Annotated in this window: 14 protein-coding genes; 9 read left to right on the top strand and 5 right to left on the bottom strand. The window is 56.7% G+C overall.

Annotated features, from left to right (window positions below; all coding sequences use genetic code 11):
* Nucleotides 1–169: 169 nt before the first annotated feature.
* Genes glgB through NM686_RS07605 form a run of 7 tightly spaced genes read left to right on the top strand, consistent with a single transcriptional unit; the run spans nucleotide 170 to nucleotide 11,697 of the window.
* A complete protein-coding gene (glgB, locus tag NM686_RS07635) occupies nucleotides 170–2,347 on the top strand; it encodes a 1,4-alpha-glucan branching protein GlgB (protein ID WP_269022670.1) in 2,178 nt (725 codons plus the stop codon).
* Between the two features lie 10 nt (nucleotides 2,348–2,357).
* On the top strand, nucleotides 2,358–3,791 hold the full coding sequence (gene glgA, locus NM686_RS07630) for a glycogen synthase GlgA (protein WP_255187278.1): 1,434 nt from the start codon (nucleotides 2,358–2,360) through the stop codon (nucleotides 3,789–3,791).
* Nucleotides 3,781–4,635: a secretin N-terminal domain-containing protein gene (locus NM686_RS07625; RefSeq protein ID WP_255187277.1), complete on the top strand. Its 855-nt coding sequence runs from the start codon at nucleotides 3,781–3,783 to the stop codon at nucleotides 4,633–4,635. The genes glgA and NM686_RS07625 overlap by 11 nt, the downstream gene beginning before the upstream one ends.
* Nucleotides 4,636–4,678: 43 nt before the next feature.
* A complete protein-coding gene (locus NM686_RS07620) occupies nucleotides 4,679–5,776 on the top strand; it encodes an alkene reductase (protein WP_255187276.1) in 1,098 nt (365 codons plus the stop codon).
* A gap of 32 nt (nucleotides 5,777–5,808) precedes the next feature.
* A complete protein-coding gene (locus tag NM686_RS07615) occupies nucleotides 5,809–6,858 on the top strand; it encodes an NAD(P)-dependent alcohol dehydrogenase (protein WP_255187275.1) in 1,050 nt (349 codons plus the stop codon).
* A gap of 37 nt (nucleotides 6,859–6,895) precedes the next feature.
* Nucleotides 6,896–7,933, top strand: a complete 1,038-nt coding sequence (locus NM686_RS07610) for an extracellular solute-binding protein (RefSeq protein ID WP_255187274.1) — start codon at nucleotides 6,896–6,898, stop codon at nucleotides 7,931–7,933.
* Nucleotides 7,933–11,697 carry an EAL domain-containing protein gene (locus tag NM686_RS07605; RefSeq protein ID WP_255187273.1) on the top strand — a complete coding sequence of 1,255 codons (3,765 nt, stop codon included), beginning with the start codon at nucleotides 7,933–7,935 and terminating at the stop codon, nucleotides 11,695–11,697. The genes NM686_RS07610 and NM686_RS07605 overlap by 1 nt, the downstream gene beginning before the upstream one ends.
* 120 nt (nucleotides 11,698–11,817) lie before the next feature.
* On the opposite strand, the gene NM686_RS07600 is transcribed toward NM686_RS07605, so the two are convergent.
* The 3 genes from NM686_RS07600 to nirB are packed head-to-tail and all read right to left on the bottom strand — an operon-like array spanning nucleotide 11,818 to nucleotide 15,667.
* Nucleotides 11,818–12,789: a PhzF family phenazine biosynthesis protein gene (locus tag NM686_RS07600; RefSeq protein WP_255187272.1), complete on the bottom strand. Its 972-nt coding sequence runs from the start codon at nucleotides 12,787–12,789 to the stop codon at nucleotides 11,818–11,820.
* 3 nt (nucleotides 12,790–12,792) lie between these two features.
* Entirely contained in the window at nucleotides 12,793–13,125 is a 333-nt protein-coding gene (nirD, locus tag NM686_RS07595; protein ID WP_255187271.1) for a nitrite reductase small subunit NirD, read from the bottom strand.
* Nucleotide 13,126: 1 nt separating this feature from the next.
* Nucleotides 13,127–15,667 carry a nitrite reductase large subunit NirB gene (nirB, locus tag NM686_RS07590; RefSeq protein WP_255187270.1) on the bottom strand — a complete coding sequence of 847 codons (2,541 nt, stop codon included), beginning with the start codon at nucleotides 15,665–15,667 and terminating at the stop codon, nucleotides 13,127–13,129.
* Between the two features lie 382 nt (nucleotides 15,668–16,049).
* On the opposite strand from nirB, the gene NM686_RS07585 reads away from it, so the two are divergent.
* A complete protein-coding gene (locus NM686_RS07585) occupies nucleotides 16,050–17,534 on the top strand; it encodes an MFS transporter (protein ID WP_255187269.1) in 1,485 nt (494 codons plus the stop codon).
* The gene (locus NM686_RS07580) at nucleotides 17,531–18,115 is read left to right on the top strand and encodes an ANTAR domain-containing response regulator (protein WP_255187268.1); all 585 of its coding nucleotides are present in this window, start codon (nucleotides 17,531–17,533) and stop codon (nucleotides 18,113–18,115) included. Before NM686_RS07585 ends, NM686_RS07580 begins: the two co-directional genes overlap by 4 nt.
* A 370-nt stretch (nucleotides 18,116–18,485) precedes the next feature.
* On the opposite strand, the gene NM686_RS07575 is transcribed toward NM686_RS07580, so the two are convergent.
* Both NM686_RS07575 and NM686_RS07570 read right to left on the bottom strand, forming a co-directional pair.
* Nucleotides 18,486–22,619 (bottom strand): PAS domain S-box protein, encoded by a 4,134-nt coding sequence (locus NM686_RS07575; protein WP_255187267.1) that lies wholly within the window; start codon nucleotides 22,617–22,619, stop codon nucleotides 18,486–18,488.
* A complete protein-coding gene (locus NM686_RS07570) occupies nucleotides 22,619–23,875 on the bottom strand; it encodes a LytS/YhcK type 5TM receptor domain-containing protein (RefSeq protein WP_255187266.1) in 1,257 nt (418 codons plus the stop codon). Before NM686_RS07570 ends, NM686_RS07575 begins: the two co-directional genes overlap by 1 nt.
* Nucleotides 23,876–23,979 lie beyond the last annotated feature (104 nt).

The following is a 23,979-nucleotide window of genomic DNA, read 5'->3' as shown; positions in this document are numbered from 1 at the left end:
GACCGCATTCGGCAGATTTGTTTTGACTTCCACTTGCCGCTTCCGCCCATTATCGTTACTCTTCACGGAAAAGTAAAAATTCAAATTTTTTATTCCCGTGATCCTGACATCCTAACGATTGCCACCTACCGTTTTTTTAGAAATTCAACTATAACCGAGGCCTTGCAAAATGAACAAGCCAAGCAAACCGAATCCGCTTGATTCCAATCTCGTGCGAATCATGGAAGCCAAACATCACGACCCATTTTCCGTTTTGGGCCGCCACGAAATCGATGGCAAAACCGTGATCAGAGCTTTTTTACCTTACGCGGAAGATGTTCGCATTGGCAAAGATGGCCCGTTAATGCAGCGGGTTCCCGGCACCGATTTATTCGAATATCGCCCAACCAAGGAAAACATAGCACAGCATTATCAGCTGTCGTGGACGGACAAGGACGGCCACGACCATCTAGATGTCGATCCCTATACCTTCGGCCCCTTGCTGGCCGAGTTCGATCAACATCTGTTCGGCGAAGGCCGGCATTGGCATATCTACCAGAAATTGGGTTCACATCTGCAAACCGTGGACGACATTGCCGGTGTTTACTTTGCGGTTTGGGCGCCCAATGCCGAGCGCGTCAGCGTGATTGGCGATTTCAACCGTTGGGATGGGCGTTGCCACCCCATGCGCAACCTGGGCGGCAGCGGGATTTGGGAAATCTTTGTCCCAGGATTGAAAGAAGGCTGTTTGTACAAATTCGAGATTCGCAACGCGCATACCGGCCAAGTATTGGTCAAGACCGATCCCTACGGCCAGCAATTCGAATTCCGCCCGCAAACGGCCGCCATCGTTACGCATGAAGACAGCTATGACTGGCAAGACAGCGAATGGATGGAAAAACGGCCGAACCACGATTGGCTGCACCAGCCGATGTCGGTTTACGAGGTGCATCTGGGTTCCTGGCAACGCGATAGCCGCGGCAATTTCCTGAATTACCGCGAACTGGCGACCCGCTTGGTGGACTATGTGAAGATGATGGGATTCACGCATATCGAGTTGCTGCCGATCACCGAGCATCCGCTGGACTTGTCGTGGGGTTATCAAACCACCGGCTATTTCGCCCCGACCAGCCGCTTCGGCACACCCGACGACTTTCGCTTCTTCGTCGATCTTTGCCATCAAAACGACATCGGTGTGATTCTGGACTGGGTACCCGCGCACTTTCCCAAGGACGCTTTCGCCTTGGCCCGCTTCGACGGCACGCCGCTGTACGAACACGAAGACCCGCGCAAAGGCGAACATCGGGACTGGGGTACGTTGATTTACAACTACAGCCGCAACGAAGTGAAAAACTTCCTGCTGTCCAGCGCCTTCTTCTGGCTGGAAGAATTCCATCTGGACGGCTTGCGGGTCGATGCGGTGGCCTCGATGCTGTATCTGGACTACTCGCGCGAAGCCAACGAATGGATTCCGAACATGTACGGCGGCAACGAAAACCTGGAAGCCATCGACTTCCTGCGCCACATGAACACCGTCACCCACGAACAACATCCCGGCACGGTGATCATGGCGGAAGAATCGACCTCCTGGCCGCAAGTCACCCGGCCGACCTGGACCGGCGGCCTGGGATTCTCGATGAAATGGAACATGGGCTGGATGCACGACATTCTGCACTACATGCAGGAGCAACCCATCCATCGTTCCTATCACCACGACTCGTTGACCTTCGGTCTGCTGTATGCCTTCACCGAGAATTTCGTACTGCCGTTTTCGCATGACGAAGTCGTGCACGGCAAACAATCCCTATTAAACAAAATGCCGGGCGACGAATGGCAGCGTTTCGCCAATCTGCGCCTGCTGTACACCTTGATGTTCACTTACCCCGGCAAGAAACTGCTGTTCATGGGCTGCGAATTCGCCCAGGGCACCGAGTGGAGCGTGAACCGCGACCTGGACTGGTATGTGCTCGATTACCCCCATCACCGCGGCGTGCAAACCCTGGTCAAGGACCTGAACAAACTCTACGCCACTCATTCGGCCCTGTATCAATTCGATTTCGATCATCACGGTTTCGAATGGATCGATTGCCATGACTATCAGCAATCGATCATCAGCTATCGGCGTAAATCCGCCAACGAGGACTTGATCGTGATACTGAACTTCACGCCGGTTCCACGCGAGAACTATCGCATTGGCGTGCCGCGCGAAGGCGTTTATCATGAAATCTTCAACTCGGACTCCGAATATTACGATGGCAGCAACATCGGTAATGGTTACGTGCATTCAGAGCCATTGCCCTGGATGAATATGAACCATTCCGTTACCGTGACCCTGCCTCCCTTGGCCGGTATCATCCTGAAAATGTAAGATTTGAAACATGAAAAAAATCCTGTTCGCCAGTAGCGAAACCCATCCCTTGATCAAAACCGGCGGGTTGGCCGATGTCGCCGGCAGCCTGCCGATTGCGCTGACCAACCTAGACCAGGACGTGCGCGTCATCATGCCCCATTATCAAGGCATCAAAAACTGCGAGCCCGGTCGTTATTTGTGCACGGTGCGGGTCAACAATTGCGACGTCAACCTGCTGGAAACGCATTTACCCGAAAGCGATGTCGTCGTTTGGCTGGTCGATTATCCGCCGTATTTCAACCATCCAGGCAATCCATACCATGATGAAAACGGCATACCTTGGCCCGACATCGGCGACCGTTTCGCGCTGTTTTGCCGCATCGTGGTCGAGGTAGCGATGAACCGGGCCTACTTGGACTGGAAACCGGACGTCGTGCATTGCAACGACTGGCAAACCGGCCTGGTCCCCGCTCTGCTGTCATTGGAAGAACATAGGCCGGCCACGGTGTTTACGATACATAACATGGCTTACCAGGGTGTCTTTCCCAGCAATGCCTACACTTTGCTGAATCTGCCTGGCCAGCTCTGGCATCCGGACGGTCTGGAATACCATGGCATGCTGTCATTCATCAAGGGCGGCTTGAGCTATTCCGACTGGATCACCACCGTCAGCCCGACCTATGCTCAGGAAATCCAGACCCCGGAATTCGGCTACGGCCTGGAAGGCTTGCTGGCCCACCGGCAGCCGACCTTGTCCGGCATCATCAACGGGATTGACACCAAAGTCTGGAATCCGGAAACTGACCCCTTCATAGCGCAAACCTACAGCGGCAAGACTCTCGGCAAAAAAGTGCTGAACAAAACCGCATTGCAGGCCCGTTTGGGATTACCGGTCAACGCGGATTTGCCGCTGCTGGGCTTGATCGGCCGACTGGTCGATCAGAAAGGCATAGACCTGGTGCTGAGCTGCTTGAAGGAATTGGTCAACATGCCCTTGCAGTTCGCCTTGCTCGGCAGCGGCGACAACAGCATACAGGTTAGGCTGCAGGACTTCGCCCGCCTGTATCCGGATAAGGTTTCGGTGACCATCGGGTACGACGAGAATCTGGCCCACCAGATCGAAGCCGGCTCCGACCTGTTTCTGATGCCGTCGCGCTTCGAACCCTGCGGTTTGAACCAGATGTATAGCCAGCGTTACGGCACCCTGCCCGTCGTCAGAAAAACCGGTGGTCTGGCCGACACCGTGGTCGATACATTGCCCGACACGATCAAAAACGGCACCGCGAGCGGATTCGTCTTCAACGATGCCGTGCCCGGTGCGTTACTGGAAACCATCAAGCGCGCGCTGGTGGTGCACGCCAATCCCAAGCTCTGGCAAGAGCTGCAGCGCAACGCGATGCGCAAGGATTTTTCCTGGGAAAACAGCGCCAATCAGTATCTGGCGTTATATCGTGAAATCTAAAGGCTCCATTCGTCGTTCACAGGCCTGGATTGGCCGATGGATTGGGCCAGGCGCGCCATGGGGCTTGATTGCCGGCCTTGGCCTGGTTTGGCTGCAGGTCGTTGCCGCGCAAGAAACGGTGATGGACATGATTCCATTACGAAACCGCCCTGCCGCCGAAATCCAGCCTTTGTTGATGCCATTGTTGGAAGCCAACGAAGTCGTCACCGGTAACGGCTTTGATTTGATCGTCAAAGCCAGCCCGGCCCGCCTGCAAGAGATTGGCCAGTTGATCCAGCAACTCGATAAACCTCAGCGCAATCTGCTCGTTTCGGTGCTGCAAAGCAGCTATAAAACAGCCGAACAATTGAATGCCGAAGCCGCCATCGCGGTTTACCCCAACGCGATCCGGATGCAGGGCATGGCTGGCGATACCCGCGACGCCGGAGAGCAGCGCGCGATGCAACAGTTACGCACCCTGGAAGGCCAGCCGGCGCGGATAGAAATCGGCCAGCTCCGGCCTTACGAGTATGTCACGATTTACGATTCCGGCTTCGGTTACCCCGGCGTCGCCAGCAGCACCCAATTCCAGCAGGCCAGCACGGGCTTTGCGGTGATTCCGCGCCTGCAAGCCAACGATGAAGTCATGCTCGACATCGCTCCCTGGGCCGAACGCTTCCGCCATGGCGGCCGCATCGACAGCCAAAGCGCGCATACCTCGGTGCGGGCCAGGCTCGGCGAATGGATAGAAATAGGCGGTATCGCCGAACGGCAACAGGCTGACCAACGCGGTCTATCTGCCTGGAATTACAGCACGCAAAACCGGGCCACACGGATTCTGGTCAAAATCGATCTGGCAAACTGACGCCCCTTCCATTGAATCTTCAACCTTCGCAGGAGCGATCCCTATGAGCAATCCAGCCCATACCGACTTATTTCAACCGGTCAAGATAGGCGCCTGGTCATTGGCAAACCGCATCGTGATGGCGCCATTGACCCGTTGCCGCATCAAGCACGACGGCATACCGGGCCCACTTCAGGCCACCTATTACGCGCAACGCGCCAGCGCCGGCCTGATCATCAGCGAAGCCACCAATATCTCGCCGCAAGCCCGCGGTTATGCCTATACCCCCGGCATTTATACCGATGCCCAAACCGACGGCTGGCGACTCGTCACCGATGCCGTGCATGAGAAGCAGGGCAAAATCGTCTGCCAGCTCTGGCACGTCGGGCGTTTTTCGCACCCTTCGCTGCAACCGGACGGCCAATTACCGGTCGCGCCCTCGGCCATCGCCGCCGACGGCGAAACCTTTACCGAATTCGGCATGCAAGCGGTGCCAACTCCGCGCGCATTGGACAGCGCAGAAATTCCCGGCATCGTCGAGCAATATCGTCACGCCGCGCTGTGCGCCAAACATGCCGGTTTCGACGGCGTCGAAATCCACTCGGCCAATTGCTATTTGCTGGAACAATTCCTCCGCGACAGCACCAATCATCGCACCGACCAGTATGGCGGCAGCATTGAAAACCGCGCCCGCCTGGTACTGGAAGTGGTCGCCGCGGTCACCGCCGTCTGGGGCGGCGACCGGGTCGGCATTCGGCTGTCACCCGTGACGCCGGCCGCCGGCAACACGCCTTTGGACAGCAACGTGATGGCGACGTATGGCTACCTGATCGAACAACTCAATCAATTCGACCTGGCTTACCTCCATTTCGTCGAAGGCTCGACCCGCGTGTCGCGCGACATACCGAACGGCATCGACTTGCAGCCATTGCGCGCTCTGTTCAAAGGCCCGTATATGGCCAACAACCTTTATACCCGCGAACTGGCTTACGCGGCCCGGCAAAACCGAAGCGCGGATTTGATCTGCTTCGGCCGGCCGTTCATGGCCAATCCCGATTTGGTCGAACGCTTGCAAACCGGAGCCGAGCTGGCCGTTGCGCCAAAAGAAACCTGGTACGGCGGCGACGAACAGGGTTATACCGATTGGCCCAGCCCGGCCTGATCGGCCAGGCATCTTCCAAGGGAGTCTTAGCAATGCTGAAAAGTTACGGTTATGCCGCCTACAACGCACTGACGCCATTGCGCGCCTATCAATTCAAGCGCCGCAGTCCCGGCCCGCGCGACGTCCTGATCGAAATCCTGTTTTGCGGCGTCTGCCATAGCGACATTCATCAGGCCCGCAACGAATGGAACGGCACCAACTACCCCCTCGTGCCGGGTCATGAAATCGTCGGCCGTGCGATACAGGTGGGCAAGGAGGTGAATGGGTTCAAAGCCGGCGATCTGGTCGGGGTTGGCTGCATGGTCGATGCCTGCGGCGTTTGCCCGGAGTGCCGGGATGGCCTGGAACAATATTGCGACGCCACCGTGTTTACTTACAACAGCCCGGACAAGCATACCGGCAAGATGACCTACGGCGGTTATTCCAACCAAATCGTCGTCGACGAGCGCTTCGTGCTGCGCGTTTCGGACAAACTGGAATTGGCGGCCGTGGCACCCTTGCTGTGCGCGGGCATCACCACCTATTCGCCGCTGCGCCACTGGCGGGTGGGCAAGGGGCAGAAAGTCGGCGTGGTTGGCCTGGGCGGCCTGGGGCACATGGCGGTCAAATTCGCCCACGCCTTCGGCGCCCATGTCGTATTGTTCACCACATCGCCGCATAAAGCCGACGACGCCAAACGCCTGGGCGCAAACGAGGTCGTGATCTCGACCCAGCCCGAACGCATGCAGCAGCATCTGCAAAGCTTTGATTTCATTCTCGACACGGTCGCGGCGGCGCACGATCTGGATCAGTATCTGACCCTGTTGAAACGCGACGGTACCCTCTGCATGGTCGGCATGCCGGACCATACGCATCCCGCCCCCAGTGCCGGCAATCTGATTTTCCGCCGCCGGCAGCTGGCCGGCTCGTTGATCGGCGGCATTCGCGAAACCCAGGAGATGCTGGATTTTTGCGCCGCGCACAATATCGTCTGCGACATTGAACTGATTCCGATGCCGGCTATCAATCAGGCTTACGAAAGAATGTTGAAAGGCGATGTAAAATATCGTTTTGTGATCGACATGGCGACTTTGCAAGGCTAAATTCCTTGCAAGGTCACGGTTAGCTACCATAGGCGACATGAAGCCAAAACCGTCGAATACCTTTATCGGTCTTTTCTGCCTGCTAGCGCTGACGTTCTGCTACAACGAGGCGATCAGCGCGCGGGAGACCCTGCGCGTCGCCGCCTGGGCCGGCTATGCCGACGCCGATTTGGTTGATCGGTTTCAACAGCGCTTCGATGCCGATATCGAAGTGACCTTTGTCGGCTCCGATGACGATTTATGGGACAAAATCAATAGCGCGGGCTTCGATGTGTTTGCGGTCAACACCGCCGAGTTGCAACGCTACATAGAGAACGATTTGGTAGTACCTCTCGATCTGGCGAACATCCCCAACCATGCCGCGCAACTGCCGCGCTTCCAAAATCCAGGCGCCATTCCAGGCCTGCTGCATGACGGCAAACTCTACGCCATTCCCTATACCTACGCGGAAATGGGCCTGATCTACAACCGCAAGCTGGTCAAGGAAATCCCGCAATCGATGGCCGCGATGTGGGACCCTCGCTATCGCGGTCAGGTATTGGCGTTCAATGCCAGTAACCACAACTTCTCCCTGGTCGGCTTGCTGATGGGCGCCGACCCATTTCAACTGACCGACGAGCAGTTGCGGCAAGCCGCCCGCGAGCTGGTCAGGCTGCGCCGTAACGTGCTGACCTTTTACAGCACCGCCGACGAAGCGGCCAAGCTATTTTCCCGCCACGACATCGCGCTGATTTTCGGCAATTACGGTAACCAGCAGGTGAAGGCGCTGCGCGAAGCCGGCGCCGACATCGGCTACGTCATTCCACGTGAAGGAGCCCTGGCCTGGCTGGATTGCTGGGCCATCACCCAGGAAGCCAAAAACAAGCGCTTGGCCGAGCAATGGATCAATTACACCCTGGAGCGTGCCGTCAGTCAACGCTTGACCGACAAACACGGCCTGGCCAATACCATCACGCCGTTTCCGGAAGAACGCCACGGCGACAAAATCATTTGGCTGGAACCCATGCGCGCCCCGCTGGAACGCAAGCGGTTGTGGGATCGCATCATATCCGGCGAAGCGCCAGAGGCTTTTTGATGCGTCCGGGTATTGGCTTGAAACTGGGGTTCTGGCTGGCACTGCTCGGCACGGTGTCCACGGGCCTGACCGGCTATTACGTTTACGACCGCAGTCACACGCTGTTGATCGAAGAATCTCAGGAAAAATTACTGACGGCAACCCGTGGTTTGGCCCATCGCTTCAATGTCACCTTGGCCGCCATCGCCAGCGACGTTGATTTCTTGAGCCAGTTAAGCCTCAGCCGCAGTCTTGCCGAACAGGCGGCAAGCGCGCAGGCGTTAAGCGATGAGCAACGCCTGAAACTGGCGGACATTTTTGCGGCTTTGTTGCGCGCCCATCCCGAATACAGCCAGATTCGCCTGATCGATGCCCAGCATTACGGCAAGGAACTGGTGCGGGTCGACCGTGACCATAACGAGATCAATCTCACCCCGGATGACCAGCTCCAGGAAAAAAGCCATTTTCCCTATGTGTTCGAAACCCTGCGCCTGCCCATCGGCCAATTTTATATCTCGAATATCAATCTGAATCAGGAACTGAGCGCGCATCAAGGCTTCGGCAAGCCGACGATACGCATCGCGGCATCGTTACCCTCGCCCGACAACAAGCCCGCCGCCATCATCGTCATCGATACCAATCTGGATGAACTGTTCGGACAAATCAGCAAGGAATTACCGCACAACGTCCATCTACTGCTGACGAATCATCGCGGCGACTATCTGCTGCATCCTGATCCCGCCAAGACCTTCGGCTTCGAGCGGGGGCGCTCGTTTTTGATCCAGGACGACATCGCCGCCACCCGCGAAATGCTGGAAGGCGACACCGACTGGTTGGTATTTGCCGGCCACGATGGCGACTTGTTCGGCAACGCCTTCCTGGCGGCTTTCGTCAAGCAAGGCTTTGGCCCGGTATCAGAGCCGCGTTTCATCCTGCTGGGTCTTTACACGGCCATGGAAAACGTGCTGATGGAAAGCCAGGCCTTGGGCCGGCAAGTCGTCCAACTCACTTTGCTGTTCAGCTTGCTGGCAACCTTGATCTCCCTATCGCTGGCCAGGATTCTGGCCAAACCCTTGAAAGCGATAGCCCACTCCGTCAGTCAGTTCGAATTGGGTCAACCGCTGCTGGGCGTCCCCTCCGAACGCAATGACGAAATCGGCTATTTGGCGCACAGCTTCCAGGCCATGGCGCAACAGCTCAATGCCCAGGTCGCGGAATTGCATGCCTCGGAAGCCAAATTGCATGCGATCCTCGACAATGCCCCGGTCGGCATCTGGTTGGTCGGCACCGACGGTCACTATCTGTTCGTCAACCACACCTTTTGCAACGCGCTGGGCATGGAGGAAAGTCGCTTTCAGGCCGGCGATGCCCTGGAGGACTTATTGGGGCGAGAATACGCACAGCGTTTCCTACAGGCCGATCAAGCCTGTCTGGAACATCCCCAGGAGTTGCATCGATGCCAGGAAACGCTGATATTGGCCGACGGTGAAGCACATACCATGGAAATTAGCCGGACACCCTTGCAGGGTATCGACGGTGAAATCATTGGCATCATCGGCATGGCCATGGACGTAAGCGAACGCCAACAGGCGACGGAGCGGGTGCGCGCCTACAATCATGTGCTGGAATTATTGGCCAAGGATGCCGACTTGTCGGACATTCTTGACGCCATCGTGCTCGGCGTGGAAGCGCAAAACCCCGCGCAACTATGCTCCATCTTGCTGGTGGACAGCGAAGGTCAACATCTGCTGACCGGATCGGCGCCCCATCTACCCGCTTTTTACAATGACGCGGTAAACGGCTTAAAAATCGGACCCGGTGCCGGTTCATGCGGCACCGCGGCCCATACCGGCCAGCGCGTGATCGTCGAAAACATCCAGCAACACCCGTACTGGGTGGCGTTTAAGGACCTGGCGGCCCGGGCCGGTCTGGCCGCCTGCTGGTCGGAACCCGTCCGCAGTGCTTCCGGCGCATTGTTGGGAACTTTCGCGATCTATCGCCGCGAACCGGCGTCGCCCTGCCTCAAGGAGCTGCAACGCATCGAGCAAGCCGCCAACCTGGCCGGCATTGCGATCGATCGCTACCGCGCCAATACCGAGCTGCAACTGGCCTCGCTGGTTTATCAAAATAGCAGTGAAGCGATGGCTGTCACCGATGCCCAGGGCACCATCATCACGATCAACCCCGCTTTCACCGAATTGACGGGCTATACCCTGAACGAGGTGGTCGGCAAAAACCACAACATCCTGAAATCCAATCACCAGGACCAGAGCTTCTATCAAAACATGTGGGCGGCGATCAATAGCGCGGGCTATTGGAAAGGCGAACTGTGGAACCGGCGAAAAAACGGCGAGCTCTTTGCAGAGCTATTGACCATCAACACCATCTTCAACCCCGATGGCACGCCGTACCGCCGCGTCGCGCTGTTTTCCGACATCACCCAGAAAAAACAATCGGAGGAATTGATCTGGACGCATGCCAATTTCGATCCGTTGACCAACCTGCCCAACCGGCGCATGTTCCACGACCGTCTGCGCCAGGAAGTCAAAAAAGCCCACCGCTGCGGCTTGCCGATGGCCTTGATATTCCTCGATCTGGATCGCTTCAAGGAAGTCAACGATACCCTGGGCCATGACATGGGCGACCTATTGCTGCAGGATGCCGCCCAGCGCCTGACCAAGTGCGTGCGAGAAACCGACACCGTGGCCCGTTTGGGCGGCGACGAATTTACCCTGATCCTGAATGAATTGACCGACATTGGGGACGTGGAACGCATCGTGCAGAACCTCCTGCTGAAACTGGCCGAACCGTTTCAATTGAAGGATAAACTGGCTTATGTCTCGGCCAGTATCGGCATCACCTTTTACCCCAGGGATGGCAATGACATCGAGACGCTGATCAAGAATGCCGATCAGGCCATGTATGCGGCCAAGCATCAGGGGCGCAACCGTTACAGTTATTTCACGCCGTCGATGCAGGAAGAAGCCTTGCGCCGGATGCAGACCGCCGAAGATTTGCGCCAGGCGTTGTCCGACGGGCAATTTGAATTGCATTACCAGCCGATTGTGGACCTGACGACCGGCAATATCCCGAAAGCCGAAGCCTTGTTGCGTTGGCGGCATCCCGGCCACGAACTTCGCGGTCCCGAAGAGTTCATCTCGATCGCGGAGGATATTGGCATCATCAACCAGATTGGCGATTGGGTGTTTCGGCAAGCCAGCCAACAACTGGCTAACTGGCGCAGACAATACCATCCGACCTTTAAAATCGGCATCAACATATCGCCGGTACAGTTTCATGACAGCGGTAGCCTGGAACAATCGTGGTTGAAGCATTTACGGCAATTGGGATTATCCGCCGACGGTTTGGTCGTCGAAATCACCGAAGGCTTGCTGCTGGACGCCAGCGAGCAGGTCAACGAGACGCTACGGTCCTTCCGCAATGCCAGCATGCAGATAGCCTTGGACGACTTCGGCACCGGTTATTCATCGCTGGCCTATCTGAAAAAATTCGACATCGACTACATCAAAATAGACCGTTCCTTCGTCAGTCATTTGGCCAGCGACAGCAACGACATCGCGCTCTGCGAAGCCATCATCGTGATGGCGCACAAACTGGGCATGAAGGTCATCGCCGAAGGCATAGAAACCCCTGTCCAACGCGACTTATTAGCCAACGCCGGCTGCGATTACGGACAAGGCTATTTATTCTCCAGGCCGCTGCCAGCCGAGGCATTCGAAGCCTTATTTGAACGCGGCCCCTTCATTGACGCCGCCCTTGAATAGTTTTCTAGGCCCAAAAGGCCAGGTTAAACGCGCGCATTTATCCTGGAAAAATTATTGGCTCCACGAAACACACGAACATCACGGAAAGTGTCAAACCATCATCACATCTAAGAGCAAACTTCATGATGCAACGATTTCTTTCGTGATTTTCGTGGACTTACTGCCGTTTTCAGGTTTATCGGGCAAATGGATGGCGCCCTCCGCAAAAATGACCGCCTGTCCGCCTATGCGGATCATCAATTTCTCCTGCTGTTTATGGTCCATTTCCAGCTGTATCAAGCTGCGGCGGCTGGATAGTTCGCCGCGCTCGACGGCAAACGCATGCGTGCCCTTTTGCGTGTGCTCGAACGAACACAAATAACTGCAAAACGCCGGCATCGCGCTGCCGATGGGGGGATCTTCGTGCGGTGCAATTCTGGGCCCCAGCAAGCGTGCATGGAAGTCGGCGTCCCGATTCGGCGATTTGGGCGCGAATAACAGGATTTCCTGCGCGGCGGTTTGCGGTGCCGTGGATTGGCTCCAGGCCTGATAGTTGAAGCGCGCCTTGCGCACCGATTCGTATTGCCAGACCGGCACGATCAAATAGGGAAACCCGCACGAGACCAGGCGCGGCGAATATTTTTTATGATCCAGCTCCGACAGATTCAGCCCGAGAAATTGGCATAACTCGTCATCCGGCGGCGCGAAATGATCGACGATGGCGCTGGTGTCGCGGCAGAACTGCACGAAGGTCGGCACGCCGTCCTGGCTGGAGATGTTGACCTCGATCGGCCCTATATTTTGCTCCACGATCATCCGCGTCAACGGCTGCTGCAAAACCACATCGCCGCATCGCGCCAATACATAAGCCGCGGCAATGATGGGATGGCCGGCAAAATGAATTTCCTGCAGCGGCGAAAAAATCCGCATGCGCCGGGTATCGTCGGCATTCAGTTTATGAAAAATGAACACGGTTTCCGACAAATTCAGTTCCCGCGCGATCAGGGCCATTTTTTCGGCATTCAAGCCGTCCGCGTTCGGAAACACAGCAATCTGCGCGCCATTGAAAACACGGTCGGTGAATACGTCGGCAATGTAATATTGATATTTCATGGCTTACTCCGTGAGCTGGATTTCGAGCCGGTCTCGGGCGATGCGGCACGGATAAACCGGGATCCTGACCTCGGCATTCTCGAAACAAACCCCCGTTTCAAGCTCGAAATGCTGCTTGTACATCGGCGAGGCCAGCATCGGCTTGCCGCCCAAGTCGCCAACCATGCCGCGCGACAGCACATTGGCCTGGCTAAAGGGATCGAAATTACCGATTGCATAAACCGCTGGCAACTTGCTCAGGTAAAAAATCGCGATTTGCTTGCCGCGTACCAGGGCGCAGACGCCGGCATCGGCCTGTAAATCGTCGACGGGACATACGTCTATCCAGGCTTTCATGTTACGCCGCCTCCTCGATCAGCTTGAAATGCTTGCGCTCGTCCAGCGTGGCCGGGCGAATCTGGCCGCGCTCCTCGACGAACACGACCCGGTCGTCGGCTTGATCGCTATTGACGAAATGGCGGAAGCGCTTCAAGGCTTGCGGGTCGTTCAGGGTGGTTTTCCATTCGCATTGATAAGTAGCGATGACGTGCCGCATTTGCCGCTCCAATTCATCGCCCAGGCCGAGCGTGTCGTCGATGATGACCGCTTTCAGATAATCCAGCCCGCCTTCTAGGTTTTCCAGCCACACCGAGGTGCGCTGCAAACGGGCGGCCGTGCGCACGTAAAAAATCAATAGCCGGTCTATGTATTGGATCAGGGTTTGCTTGTCCAGATTGGTGGCGAACAAGTCGGCGTGGCGTGGCTTCATGCCGCCGTTGCCGCAAACATACAAATTCCAGCCGTTTTCGGTGGCGATCACGCCGATGTCCTTGCCTTGCGCTTCCGCGCATTCGCGGGTACAGCCCGATACGGCGAACTTGATCTTGTGCGGTGCGCGCAGGCCCTTATAGCGGTTTTCCAGTTCGATCGCCAGGCCGACGCTGTCATCGACGCCGAAACGGCACCAAGTACTGCCGACGCAGGATTTTACGGTACGCAGCGATTTGCCGTAAGCATGGCCAGACTCGAAACCGGCGTCGACCAGTTCTTTCCAGATCGACGGCAATTGTTCCAGGCGGGCACCGAACAAATCCACCCGCTGGCCGCCGGTGATTTTGGTGTACAACTGGTACTTCTTGCCGACTTGCCCCAACAGGATCAGCATGTCCGGCGTGATTTCACCGCCCGGAATGCGTGGCACCACGGAATAACTGCCGTCCTTTTGCATGTTGGCCAAGAACGCATCGTTGGTGTCCTGCAGGCCGACATGGGCCTGTTGCAGAATATAATCGTTCCAGTAGGACGCCAGAATCGAACCGACGGCTTGTTTGCAGACCTCGCAGCCCAAGCCGCGCCCATGTTTATCCAATAACTGATCAAAGGTCTTGATCTGCTCGACCATGATGATGTTGTACAAATCCTGGCGGGTATGCGGAAAGTGCTCGCAAATGTCGGTACTGACGGCCACGCCCTGTTTGGTCAGTTCCGAGTCCAGTACCGACTTCAATAAGGCCGCGCAGCCGCCGCAGCCGGTGGCGGCTTTGGTATCGGCTTTGAGTTGCGCCATCGTGGTGCAGCCGCCTTCGATCGCGTTGCAAATCTGACCCTTACTGACGTCGTAGCAGGAACAGATTTGTGCCGAGGCCGGCAGTGCATCCGGGCCCAGGCCGGCCGGCGCCTCCGCATTTCGCGGCAGGATCAGCGTTTCTGGGTTGGCCGGTAGCTCGATACCGTTCAGGCAATACTGCAACAAAGTGCTGTAGTCTCCCGCCTCGCCCACCAGCACAGCGCCCAGCAAACGTTTGTTGTCCGGACTGACCACCAGGCGTTTATAGATTTCGCCTGCGCCGTTTTGATAAGTGTACACCATGGCGCCTGGCGTTCTGGCATGAGCATCGCCGATGCTGGCCACGTCGACGCCCATCAGTTTCAATTTCGTACTCATGTCGGCACCGGTAAAACGGGCGTCTTCGCCGGATAATACCGAAACGACGGTACGCGCCATCGTGTAGCCGGGCGCCACTAGGCCAAAAATCTGCCCATTCCATAGCGCGCATTCGCCAATCGCGAAAATGTCCGGGTCGGAGGTGAGGCACTGCGAGTCGATGACGATACCGCCGCGCGGACCGACGTCCAAGCCGCTGCTGCGGGCGATTTCATCGCGCGGCCGAATGCCGGCCGAGAACAAAATCAAATCGGTTTCCAACGCTTCGCCATCGGCGAAATTCATTTTATGCAGGCACGCTTCGCCCTCATCGATCAACGTGGTGTTTTTGTTCAGATGTACCCTGACGCCGAGTTGCTCGATTTTTTGCCGCAACATTGCCCCGCCGCCATCGTCGAGCTGCACGGCCATCAAGCGCGGCGCGAATTCCACGACATGGGTTTCCAGGCCCAAATCTGTCAAGGCCTTGGCGGCTTCCAGTCCTAGCAATCCACCGCCGACGACGGTACCGATTTTGGCCTTGGCGGCCGCGTCTCGAATGGCCTCCAAATCCTCGATGGTACGATAGACCAGACAGTTGGCGCGCTGGTGGCCTGGCACCGGCGGTACGAAGGGGTAAGAACCCGTCGCCAAAACCAGTTTGTCGTAATGAACCAATACACCCTTGGCCGAAGTAACCGTCTTTTGTGCGCGATCGATGCAGACGGCTTTATCACCTAAATGAATCTGAATGCCATGCTCGGTAAAAAAATTCGCAGCCACCAAGGACAAATCCTCGGCATTCTTGCCGGCAAAGAACTCGGATAAATGTACCCGGTCGTAAGCCGGACGCGGTTCCTCGCAAAAAGTGACGATGCGGTAATGTTGATAAGCTTGGCTTTGCACCATGCTGGCCAGAAAATGCTGCCCAACCATGCCGTTGCCGATGACCACCAGGGTTTGTTGTGTATTCATGTCAAACCTCTTCAAAAGGAATAATTGACCCTCCCCGCGCGGCCGTCAGCCAAATTTTGGACAAAAAAAAAGCGGCCTGAATTGAACGAGTGACTCATTCAATCAGGACGCCTTTGTCCAAGATGATGACAAGGTAAGCTCAGCGGGAGACTTGTCATGGGAAAAGCAATATGAATGCCAAAACATAAAAATCAGGCCGCTAAAGGGCTGGCGAGCTTGCTCGTGACCGGGTCCCGCAAAAAACGCACCCCAAATAGGCATGGCGCCCCATGAAATGCACCAAATTGATTCAAAATCCTGTTCAGATCCTAACCAAAACGGCTTTTAACTGCGTGGCACATTCCCTGCTTTGACAGCGATGACTTTTGCTGCACACAACGCTATGAGCATCGCACCGTTTAAATTATTTTCCCTACAAGGCAAAGCCAAGATCTTGCACCTGAATTGGCTGGCCTTTTTCATCAGCTTCGTGATTTGGTTCAATCACGCGCCTTTGTTGATGTTGATCCAGCAAGACTTACAGATCAGCGACGCCGATATCGAAATCATCTTGTTGCTGAATGTGGCGCTGGCGATACCGGCGCGGGTTGTCACTGGATTGCTGGTCGACCGTTTTGGTGCCCGCATCAGTTACAGCGTGTTATTGGCCGTTTGCAGCCTGCCTTGTTTCATGTTCGCGATGGCCGATGATTTTGCCGAGCTGGCCTGGTCGCGATTTTTGTTGGGCTTCATAGGCGCCAGTTTCGTCGTCGGCGTGCGCATCATCGGCGACTGGTTTCCGTCCAGCCAAATGGGTTTTGCGGAAGGCATCTATGCTGGCTGGGGCAACTTTGGTTCTGCGGCAGCGGCGATTGCCTTGCCCGGCTTGGCGCTGTATTTGGGCGAGGAAAACGGTTGGCGCTATGCCGTCGCCGTCACCGGTTGTTTGGCTTTAGTGTTTTCGCTGGTGTATTACCGCAACGTGGAAAATCTGCCGCCGGAACTGGCCGGCTTAAATGTCAGGCACGCCAACAGCATGGAGGTTGCCAGTGTGCAGGATTTGTTTTTGTATATGCTCAGCCTGCTGCCACTGTACGCCAGCTTGTCGCTACTGACCTGGAAATTGTCTACTTTACCGAACACCTTACTAAGCACGGCTTGGGCCGCAGCCTTACATACAGGTATTTGGCTACTGTTTTTCGGCCATGCCCATAAGCTGGTTGGCACCAATGCGGCGCGTTTGAGTCAGCCCGTCCCCGAGATTCATCAATACCGTTACAAACAAGTTTTCATCCTAGCGGTCTGTTATTTGATGACGTTCGGTTCCAAATTAGCGGTGTTATCGATGCTGCCGATGTTTTTCTTCAACACCTTCAGAGATAGTCAACAGATCGGCATGCTGGATGCGGGCTTGTTGGCTTCCAGTTTTGTCATCACCAACATCATTGCCCGCCCGGCCGGCGGCTGGTTGAGCGACCGTATCGGCCGCCGCTTATCCATTTTGCTGTTTACCACCGGACTGGCATTGGGTTATTTATTGATGGCGCAAATTTCCACAGACTGGCCTATTGCCCTGGCGGTGCTGGTGACGCTGTTCTGCGCCGTGTTCATGCAGGCCGCCGAAGGGGCCATTTTTGCTTTCGTGCCGCTGATCCGTCGCGCGATCACTGGCGAAGTGGCCGGAATCGTAGGCGCCTATGGCAATGCCGGTGCCATTATCTTTTTGATCGCGCTGACGTTCCTGACGCCGACCAGTTTTTTCCTGGTGCTCGGTGCCGGTTGTCTGTTGTCGCTGGGGTTGATCATGTGGCTGGAAGAGCCTAGAAATTTCATGAACCAGATCCTCCCCGACGGAACGATCATCAAAATCGAGCTGGAAAGCGAATGACTGCACGTAAGGTGTTGCTGATCGACGAGTTCGATAGCGATATGGCGTTGGAACAACATCTGGGCCGGCACGGCTATCAGGTGGCTACCTTGAAACTGCAGGCCTTGGACTTGCCTCAAGTCGTGCAAAACCTGCAACCCGATGCGGTGGTGCTGAATTTATACAGGCCTGGCGACCATATCCTGCGCATGATCCTGACGCTGAATGAGCGCTGCGCGGTGCCGGTGATCATGTTCGCGGAAGACCAGCAAACCGATACCATCAACAAGGTCATCAAGGCCGGGGTCAGCGCCTATATCGTCGATGGCCTGGAGCCGCGCCGCATCAAAGCCATCATAGAAGTGGCCATCGCCCGCTTCAACGAACAGCAAGCCTTGAAAAACGAACTGCAAAAGACCAAAACCCAGCTCGAGGACCGTAAACACATCGACCGCGCCAAGGCGATTCTGATCAAGTCGCAAGGCTATGGCGAGGAAGAGGCTTATCACGCGTTGCGCAAATTGGCGATGGACCGCAAGGTGTCCATCGGCGAAATGGCCAGGAACGTGATTGCCATGGCCGAATTATTGGGCAAGCCCTGACATCAAAGCTTTGCGCGGCATCGTCAGGAATGCACATGAAATAATCTATACAAGCCTTCGGCGTAGATGCGGATTTATCCGCACAGTGCGAATGAATTCGCACCTACCAGTATCCTAAAAACATCGATAGTCCACGAAAAGCACGAAATACACGAAATACACGAAAGAAATCATTGCGTTATGAACGCTTATCGATCCTTATCGATTCACCTGTTCGGTGCAGCCCTTTAGGATGATAACTGTTTACAAATTTCGTGTGTTTCGTGGACCCAATGATTTTTCTAGGATTATCGAGCTTATTTCTCGCATATTCCTTAGCATCATGTTTCTCCCACAGAAAACGTTCATTTACCGGGGTGATGCAGCTTTTTCATGATCGTGACCGTGGCAAGCCAGGCCGAGCCTCGCGCAGCCTGGCCAGCGCAATCGGATAATCGAAATTGTCTATTGCCCGTTCCAGCTCCTGCCCAAGCTTGCCCAGGGCCGCATGCAGCAAGGCGGCGTGTTCCTGAAAGACCTCGTTGCTGCGCACGTTGCCTTGCTCCAGCAACGCATCCAGCTGATCCAATATCGCATCCAGTTTGGGCCAATCCAATTCTCCCGGCACCACTTCCGCTTCCGCTGACAACGATTCCAGATCGAGCACCGCCGCGGCCAGACGCCGGTACTCGTCTTCCAGCTTTTGCGCCAATCGTTCCATGTCCGCCTGCTCGCGCCGCGCCAGAATCGCTTGCTCGAGTTCCGCGGCCGCCGCCCTTACGCTGCCGGCTCCCAGCGTTGCCGATACGCTTTTCAGCGTATGCGCCAAGCGCCTGGCCTCCTCGTAATCGGCGGCGGCATAACGTTCGCATGCCCCGGCGACGTCGTTGCCATGCTCGCGCACGAAACGACCGAGCAAACTCAGATAGCTGCCGATGTCGCCGCGCGTACATTTCAATCCTTGCTGCAAATCCAGGCCCGGCACGCGGCTCAAATCCACTGCCGGTGCCTGCGGCGCACTTTCGGCGGATCGGTCCGGCTCCAGCGTATCGACCAGCGTGGTTTGAGCAGGCAACCATTTCAACAACATCGCAAACAACGCATCCGGATCGACGGGTTTGGCGAGGAAGTCATTCATACCCGCCTGCATGCAGCGGGCCCGATCTTCGCCGAAGGCATTGGCCGTCATCGCCAATATCGGAATCTGCTGTCCGCCGGGCAATTGCCGGATGGCACGGGTCGCGTCCAAACCATCCATGACCGGCATCTGCATGTCCATCAAAATCAGGTCGTAGTGGCCGTGCTCGCACATTTCCAGAGCCTTTTTGCCATCGTCCGCCACATCGACCGACAACCCCGCATCGGTCAAAAGCGTCAAGGCGACCGTCTGATTGATCGGGTTGTCTTCGGCCAGCAGCACGCGGCAACCACGGCAGTTTTGCGTCAACGCCTGTTCCGCCGACGATGTCCCGGTCTCACGGGAGGCGGCCGGCAGTTTATGGCCGCGCAACACGTCGACCAGCGTATCGTGCAGACCGGACAACGTCACCGGCTTGGTCAGTTCCGCGGTAAAACCGGCCCGCCGTACCTTTTGCCGCAACTCGACATCGTCCTGAATCAAGGCCAGCAGATAAGGCGGCCGCTGCCGCAGCGGCAAGCCGCTTATCCGCCGACTCAAGCCTTTCATGTCCTGGCCCATGACCTGCCAGTCCAACAAGATGCAATCGAACGGCGCACCATCGCTATCGGACGTGACGATATCCGCCAGCGCGCTTTCGACCGAATCCGCGATCCGGCAGCGCACGCCCAAGGTGTGCAGCATCTGCTTCAGCACATCGCGGGCGCTGGACGCCGTATCGACCAGCAGCACGCAGCGATTGGACAGACTGCCGGCCAAGCATTGCTTGCCGTCCGTTTTAGACTTCCCGAGCCGCGCGGTAAACCAAAAGGTGCTTCCTTGCCCCAATACACTGTCGACACCGACTTCCCCTCCCATCAACTCGGCCTGGCGCTTGGTAATGGCCAGGCCGAGCCCGGTGCCGCCGTATTTGCGTGTCGTGGAAGCATCCGCCTGTTCGAAATATTGAAACAATTTGCCCAGCTTTTCCGGGTCTATGCCTATGCCGCTGTCTTGAACCTCGAAACGCACCAGCAACTCGTCGTCGCTTTCTTCCAGCAGGCGGGCGCGGACGATGATGGCGCCGTGTTCGGTAAACTTGACCGCATTGCTGGCGTAATTCAGCAAGGCTTGCCCCAGATGGGTCGGATCGCCGCGAAACACGCCGACCAAAGCAGGCTCGATGTCGATGACCAGCTCTATTCCCTTGGACTGAGCCTTGGTCGCAATCAGCGCGCAGGCGTTTTCCAGCACTTGTTCCATCTCGAAATCGATCGATTCGATGGCCAATTTGCCGGCTTCGATTTTGGATAGATCGAGTATGTCGTTGATGACGGCCAAAAGATGGTGGGCGCCGTCCGTCAACTTGCGCAGCTTGTCGCGCTGGTCGGCGTCGAGGGGGCTGCGCTGCAATAAGTGGGCGAAACCGACGATGGCGTTCAGCGGCGTGCGGATTTCGTGGCTCATGTTGGCCAAAAACGTGCTTTTGGCAATGTTGGCGGCCTCCGCCGCCGCCTTGGCGAGCTGTAATTCCCGCGTGCGCTGTTCGACCAATTCCTCCAGGTGGTGGCGATGCTCGTCCAGTTCGCGCGCCAAGCGTTTCTTTTCGGTGATGTCTTCCTTGATCGCCAAATAATGCGTAACCGTGCCATCGGGCCGCCGCACCGGACTCAAACTGGCAAACTCGACGTATTCGCTGCCGTCCTTGCGTTGATTGACGAATTCGCCGCGCCAAGTCCGGCCTTGGGCCAACGCTTCCCACAGTTCGTCGTAACGGGCGGACGGGGTCTTGCCGGATTTCAGGATGCGCGGATTCTGGCCTATGGCCTCCTCGCGGCTATAACCCGTAGCCCGAACGAAGGTATCGTTGACATACTCGATGCGGCCTTGAAGGTCGGTGATGACGATGCTTTCCTGGCTTTGTTGAATCGCCAGCGATAATTTCATGAGTTCCGCCTCGGCCGTCTTCCGTTCGGTGATGTCGCGCACGACCACCAGCAGGCGCAGATGGCTGTCGATTTCGGCGACTTTCAAGCTGACTTCAACCCAAAACAAACGGCCGTCACGGGCGCGGGCCTGCCACTCGAAAGTCTGCGGCCCTTGCTCGCGCGCTTTTTGAATCATGGGTTGGATATCAGCCCAGGTATAAGGCGGCACGCCAGCGCTGAGGTCGTCCACATACAAGCTTGTGACGTCTTCGCAGCGATAGCCATACATCTTGCACATGCCGTAATTGACTTCCAGAACCCGGCCGGTTTCCAACTCTTGGATGAAAATGGCATCGCTGACACCGTTGAAGATTTCTTTGAAGCGGGTTTCGCTTTCCCGCAGCGCCGCGTTGGCCAGCTCGAGCTGTTGACGTGCGCTGACGGCGTCTTCCATCAGATTCAACGCGGCCCGGCGCGATCGGATTTGCGCATCCAGCGCCGCGTTCTGCTCTTCTTCCCGCGCCGTGGCTTGTTTCCTGACTTCTTCCGCCGCCTGTTCAGCGGCTTGCCGGGCCAGCGCCATGTCCCGGTACAGCCGCAGATTATCCAAGCCGACGGCCACCGCGTCGGCTACAGCCTGCTGCAGTTCCAATTCCTCATCGCTGGCCCGATGGGGCACAGCCCAATAACTGCCTATCGCGCCGACGGGTTCGCCACGGCCAATCGGCACCATGCTCAGACTTTTTACGAAAGTGGGACGATATGCGGCCTGCAGCACGCGCGGGTCCGCGTAAACATCCTCGATCACCGCCGGCTCGGCATGCAACATGACCCATCCGGAAACACAGTGCTCCAGCAGAAAGCATTGCCCCTTCCACAAAGGAGCGATGGCATCTTCGTCGACATAGCAACATTGACCGTCCTTGCGCAGAACCACCGTGACGCCGTCCGCGTCGATCAATTGGCGCATCGACCGCTTGGCGACGTCCATCAAGCCGTCCATGTCGCGCACCGCGGCAACTTGTTCGACGATGCCGGCCAAATGGCGCTGGCGTTCCTTGCCGCGCAACAATAAAGCCTGATCCTGCCGCTGTATGTTCAGCGCCGCTTCCAGTTGCCGCCTGCGTTCGGCTTCGTCGAAACGGGCGCGGTGCAACATCTCGCTGGCATAACTGACCAAAAACCCGTTCGCAATCAAGACGCTCCATTGGAACAGATCGTGCGGGGCTCCGAACGCAAAACTGCCGATGGGCGGAATCAAAAAATAAGCGGTCAATAAGGCGGTGGTCAGCGTCGCCGTCAGGCCCGGTCCCTTGCCGGTCAATACCGCGAGGCAAACGATAGGCAGCATGAACAAAATCAACAACGGCCGCTCACCGAAGGCGACCAGGAAGTGATCCCGGCAATACAGCATCAATAGCGGCAACAGCAAAGCGAGTGCATAAGCGCCTATTTTGTATCCCAATCCTTTACCGATCATCACTTCACCTCGTCGACGCTGTGCTCCAGCCTGCTCAAATCGAACGGCGGATTCCGGCCCAATTCGACATGCAGGGCATTGATGTGGCGTTTCAACTCGACCATGGCATTTTCGCGATCGACCATCGCCAGATTGAAGCGTTCCAATTCCTCGTTACGCGCTTTTAGCGATAATTCGGCCTGCTTGCGTTCGGTAATATCCTCGCCGGACCCCAGTGTGCCCACGATACGGCCCTCTTCGTCGGTCAAGTGGGCGTTATGCCACGCGATCAGATGCAAGCGGCCGTCCCGGCAGCGCACGGCGTTTTCGAAATACTCCGCCCCTTGCAATTCGCCGGCCATGATGCGGCAAAAGACCGGATACACCCGCGTCATGCCCTCGGGCTGAGGCAGGCAACACGCGAACCAATTACGGCCGATCAATTCGTCCGCGCCATAGCCCAACAGCTCGCAGCCGAAGCGGTTGATCATCGTGATGCAACCCTGGCTATCCAGTGCCACCATCACGGTTTGCACGGTATCGAGATAGCGCTGGTTCAAATCGCGCTGTTCTTGCAAGGCTTCCAGAGACGCCTCGGCCTGCTTGCGGGCGGTTATCGCGTCCTCCATCAGTCGACAAGCTTCCTGCTTAGCCAGACTGAGTTGTCGTAATGTCTCCTGTTGATCGCGCCTGTGCCGCAGGCGATCGACCAAGGATAGCCCCAGCGCCACGGTCAGCAACGGAAACAGCAGCAGCACGGGCAGGCTGATCGTGGCCAATACCTGACGCGCCATCGGCCAGGGCATCAGCAGCATCAAGCCCAGCATCGCCCCGTGCACGATCAAACCCATCGCATAGAGCTGGCGCCAATTCAATGCTTCCAGGCGGTTGTGCCAATGGCGGCGCCAAATGACGCCTATCAGGCCGGAGACCAGAATCACCAGAACGCCGGTCAGCGTGGCCGGCCCGCCCATAAACCAGCGATAGGCTGCCGTCATCGCCATGGCGATCGCTGTCGGCCCAAACCCCAGAAACAAGCCGCTGATGGCCAGCAACACGGAGCGGCTATCGAAAATAATGCCGGGCATCAAGCTGATACTGAGCTTGATCAAAATCAGCCCCACCCCGCCGACCAGCATGCCACTGACCCACGCAGGCCGCGACAGACCACCGCCATCATGCGGTGACAAAACCATATCCACGATCTGCGCCAAGCCCAATAACAACATCGAGTTCAGCAACAACGAAAAACTGAAATCCAGCAGCGGCAAAGTCATCACGATACCTCGGGCCTATCAATCCGGACGGACAGCAGGCATTGCAAAAATGATCCGGTTGTTCCGACGTAACAGACCAGACGCAGTTAGCTTATTGAAACGCA

This window comes from Methylomonas rapida, assembly GCF_024360925.2.
Taxonomy (GTDB): Bacteria; Pseudomonadota; Gammaproteobacteria; order Methylococcales; family Methylomonadaceae; genus Methylomonas; species Methylomonas rapida.
This window is presented reverse-complemented; position numbering and strand designations above follow the sequence as displayed.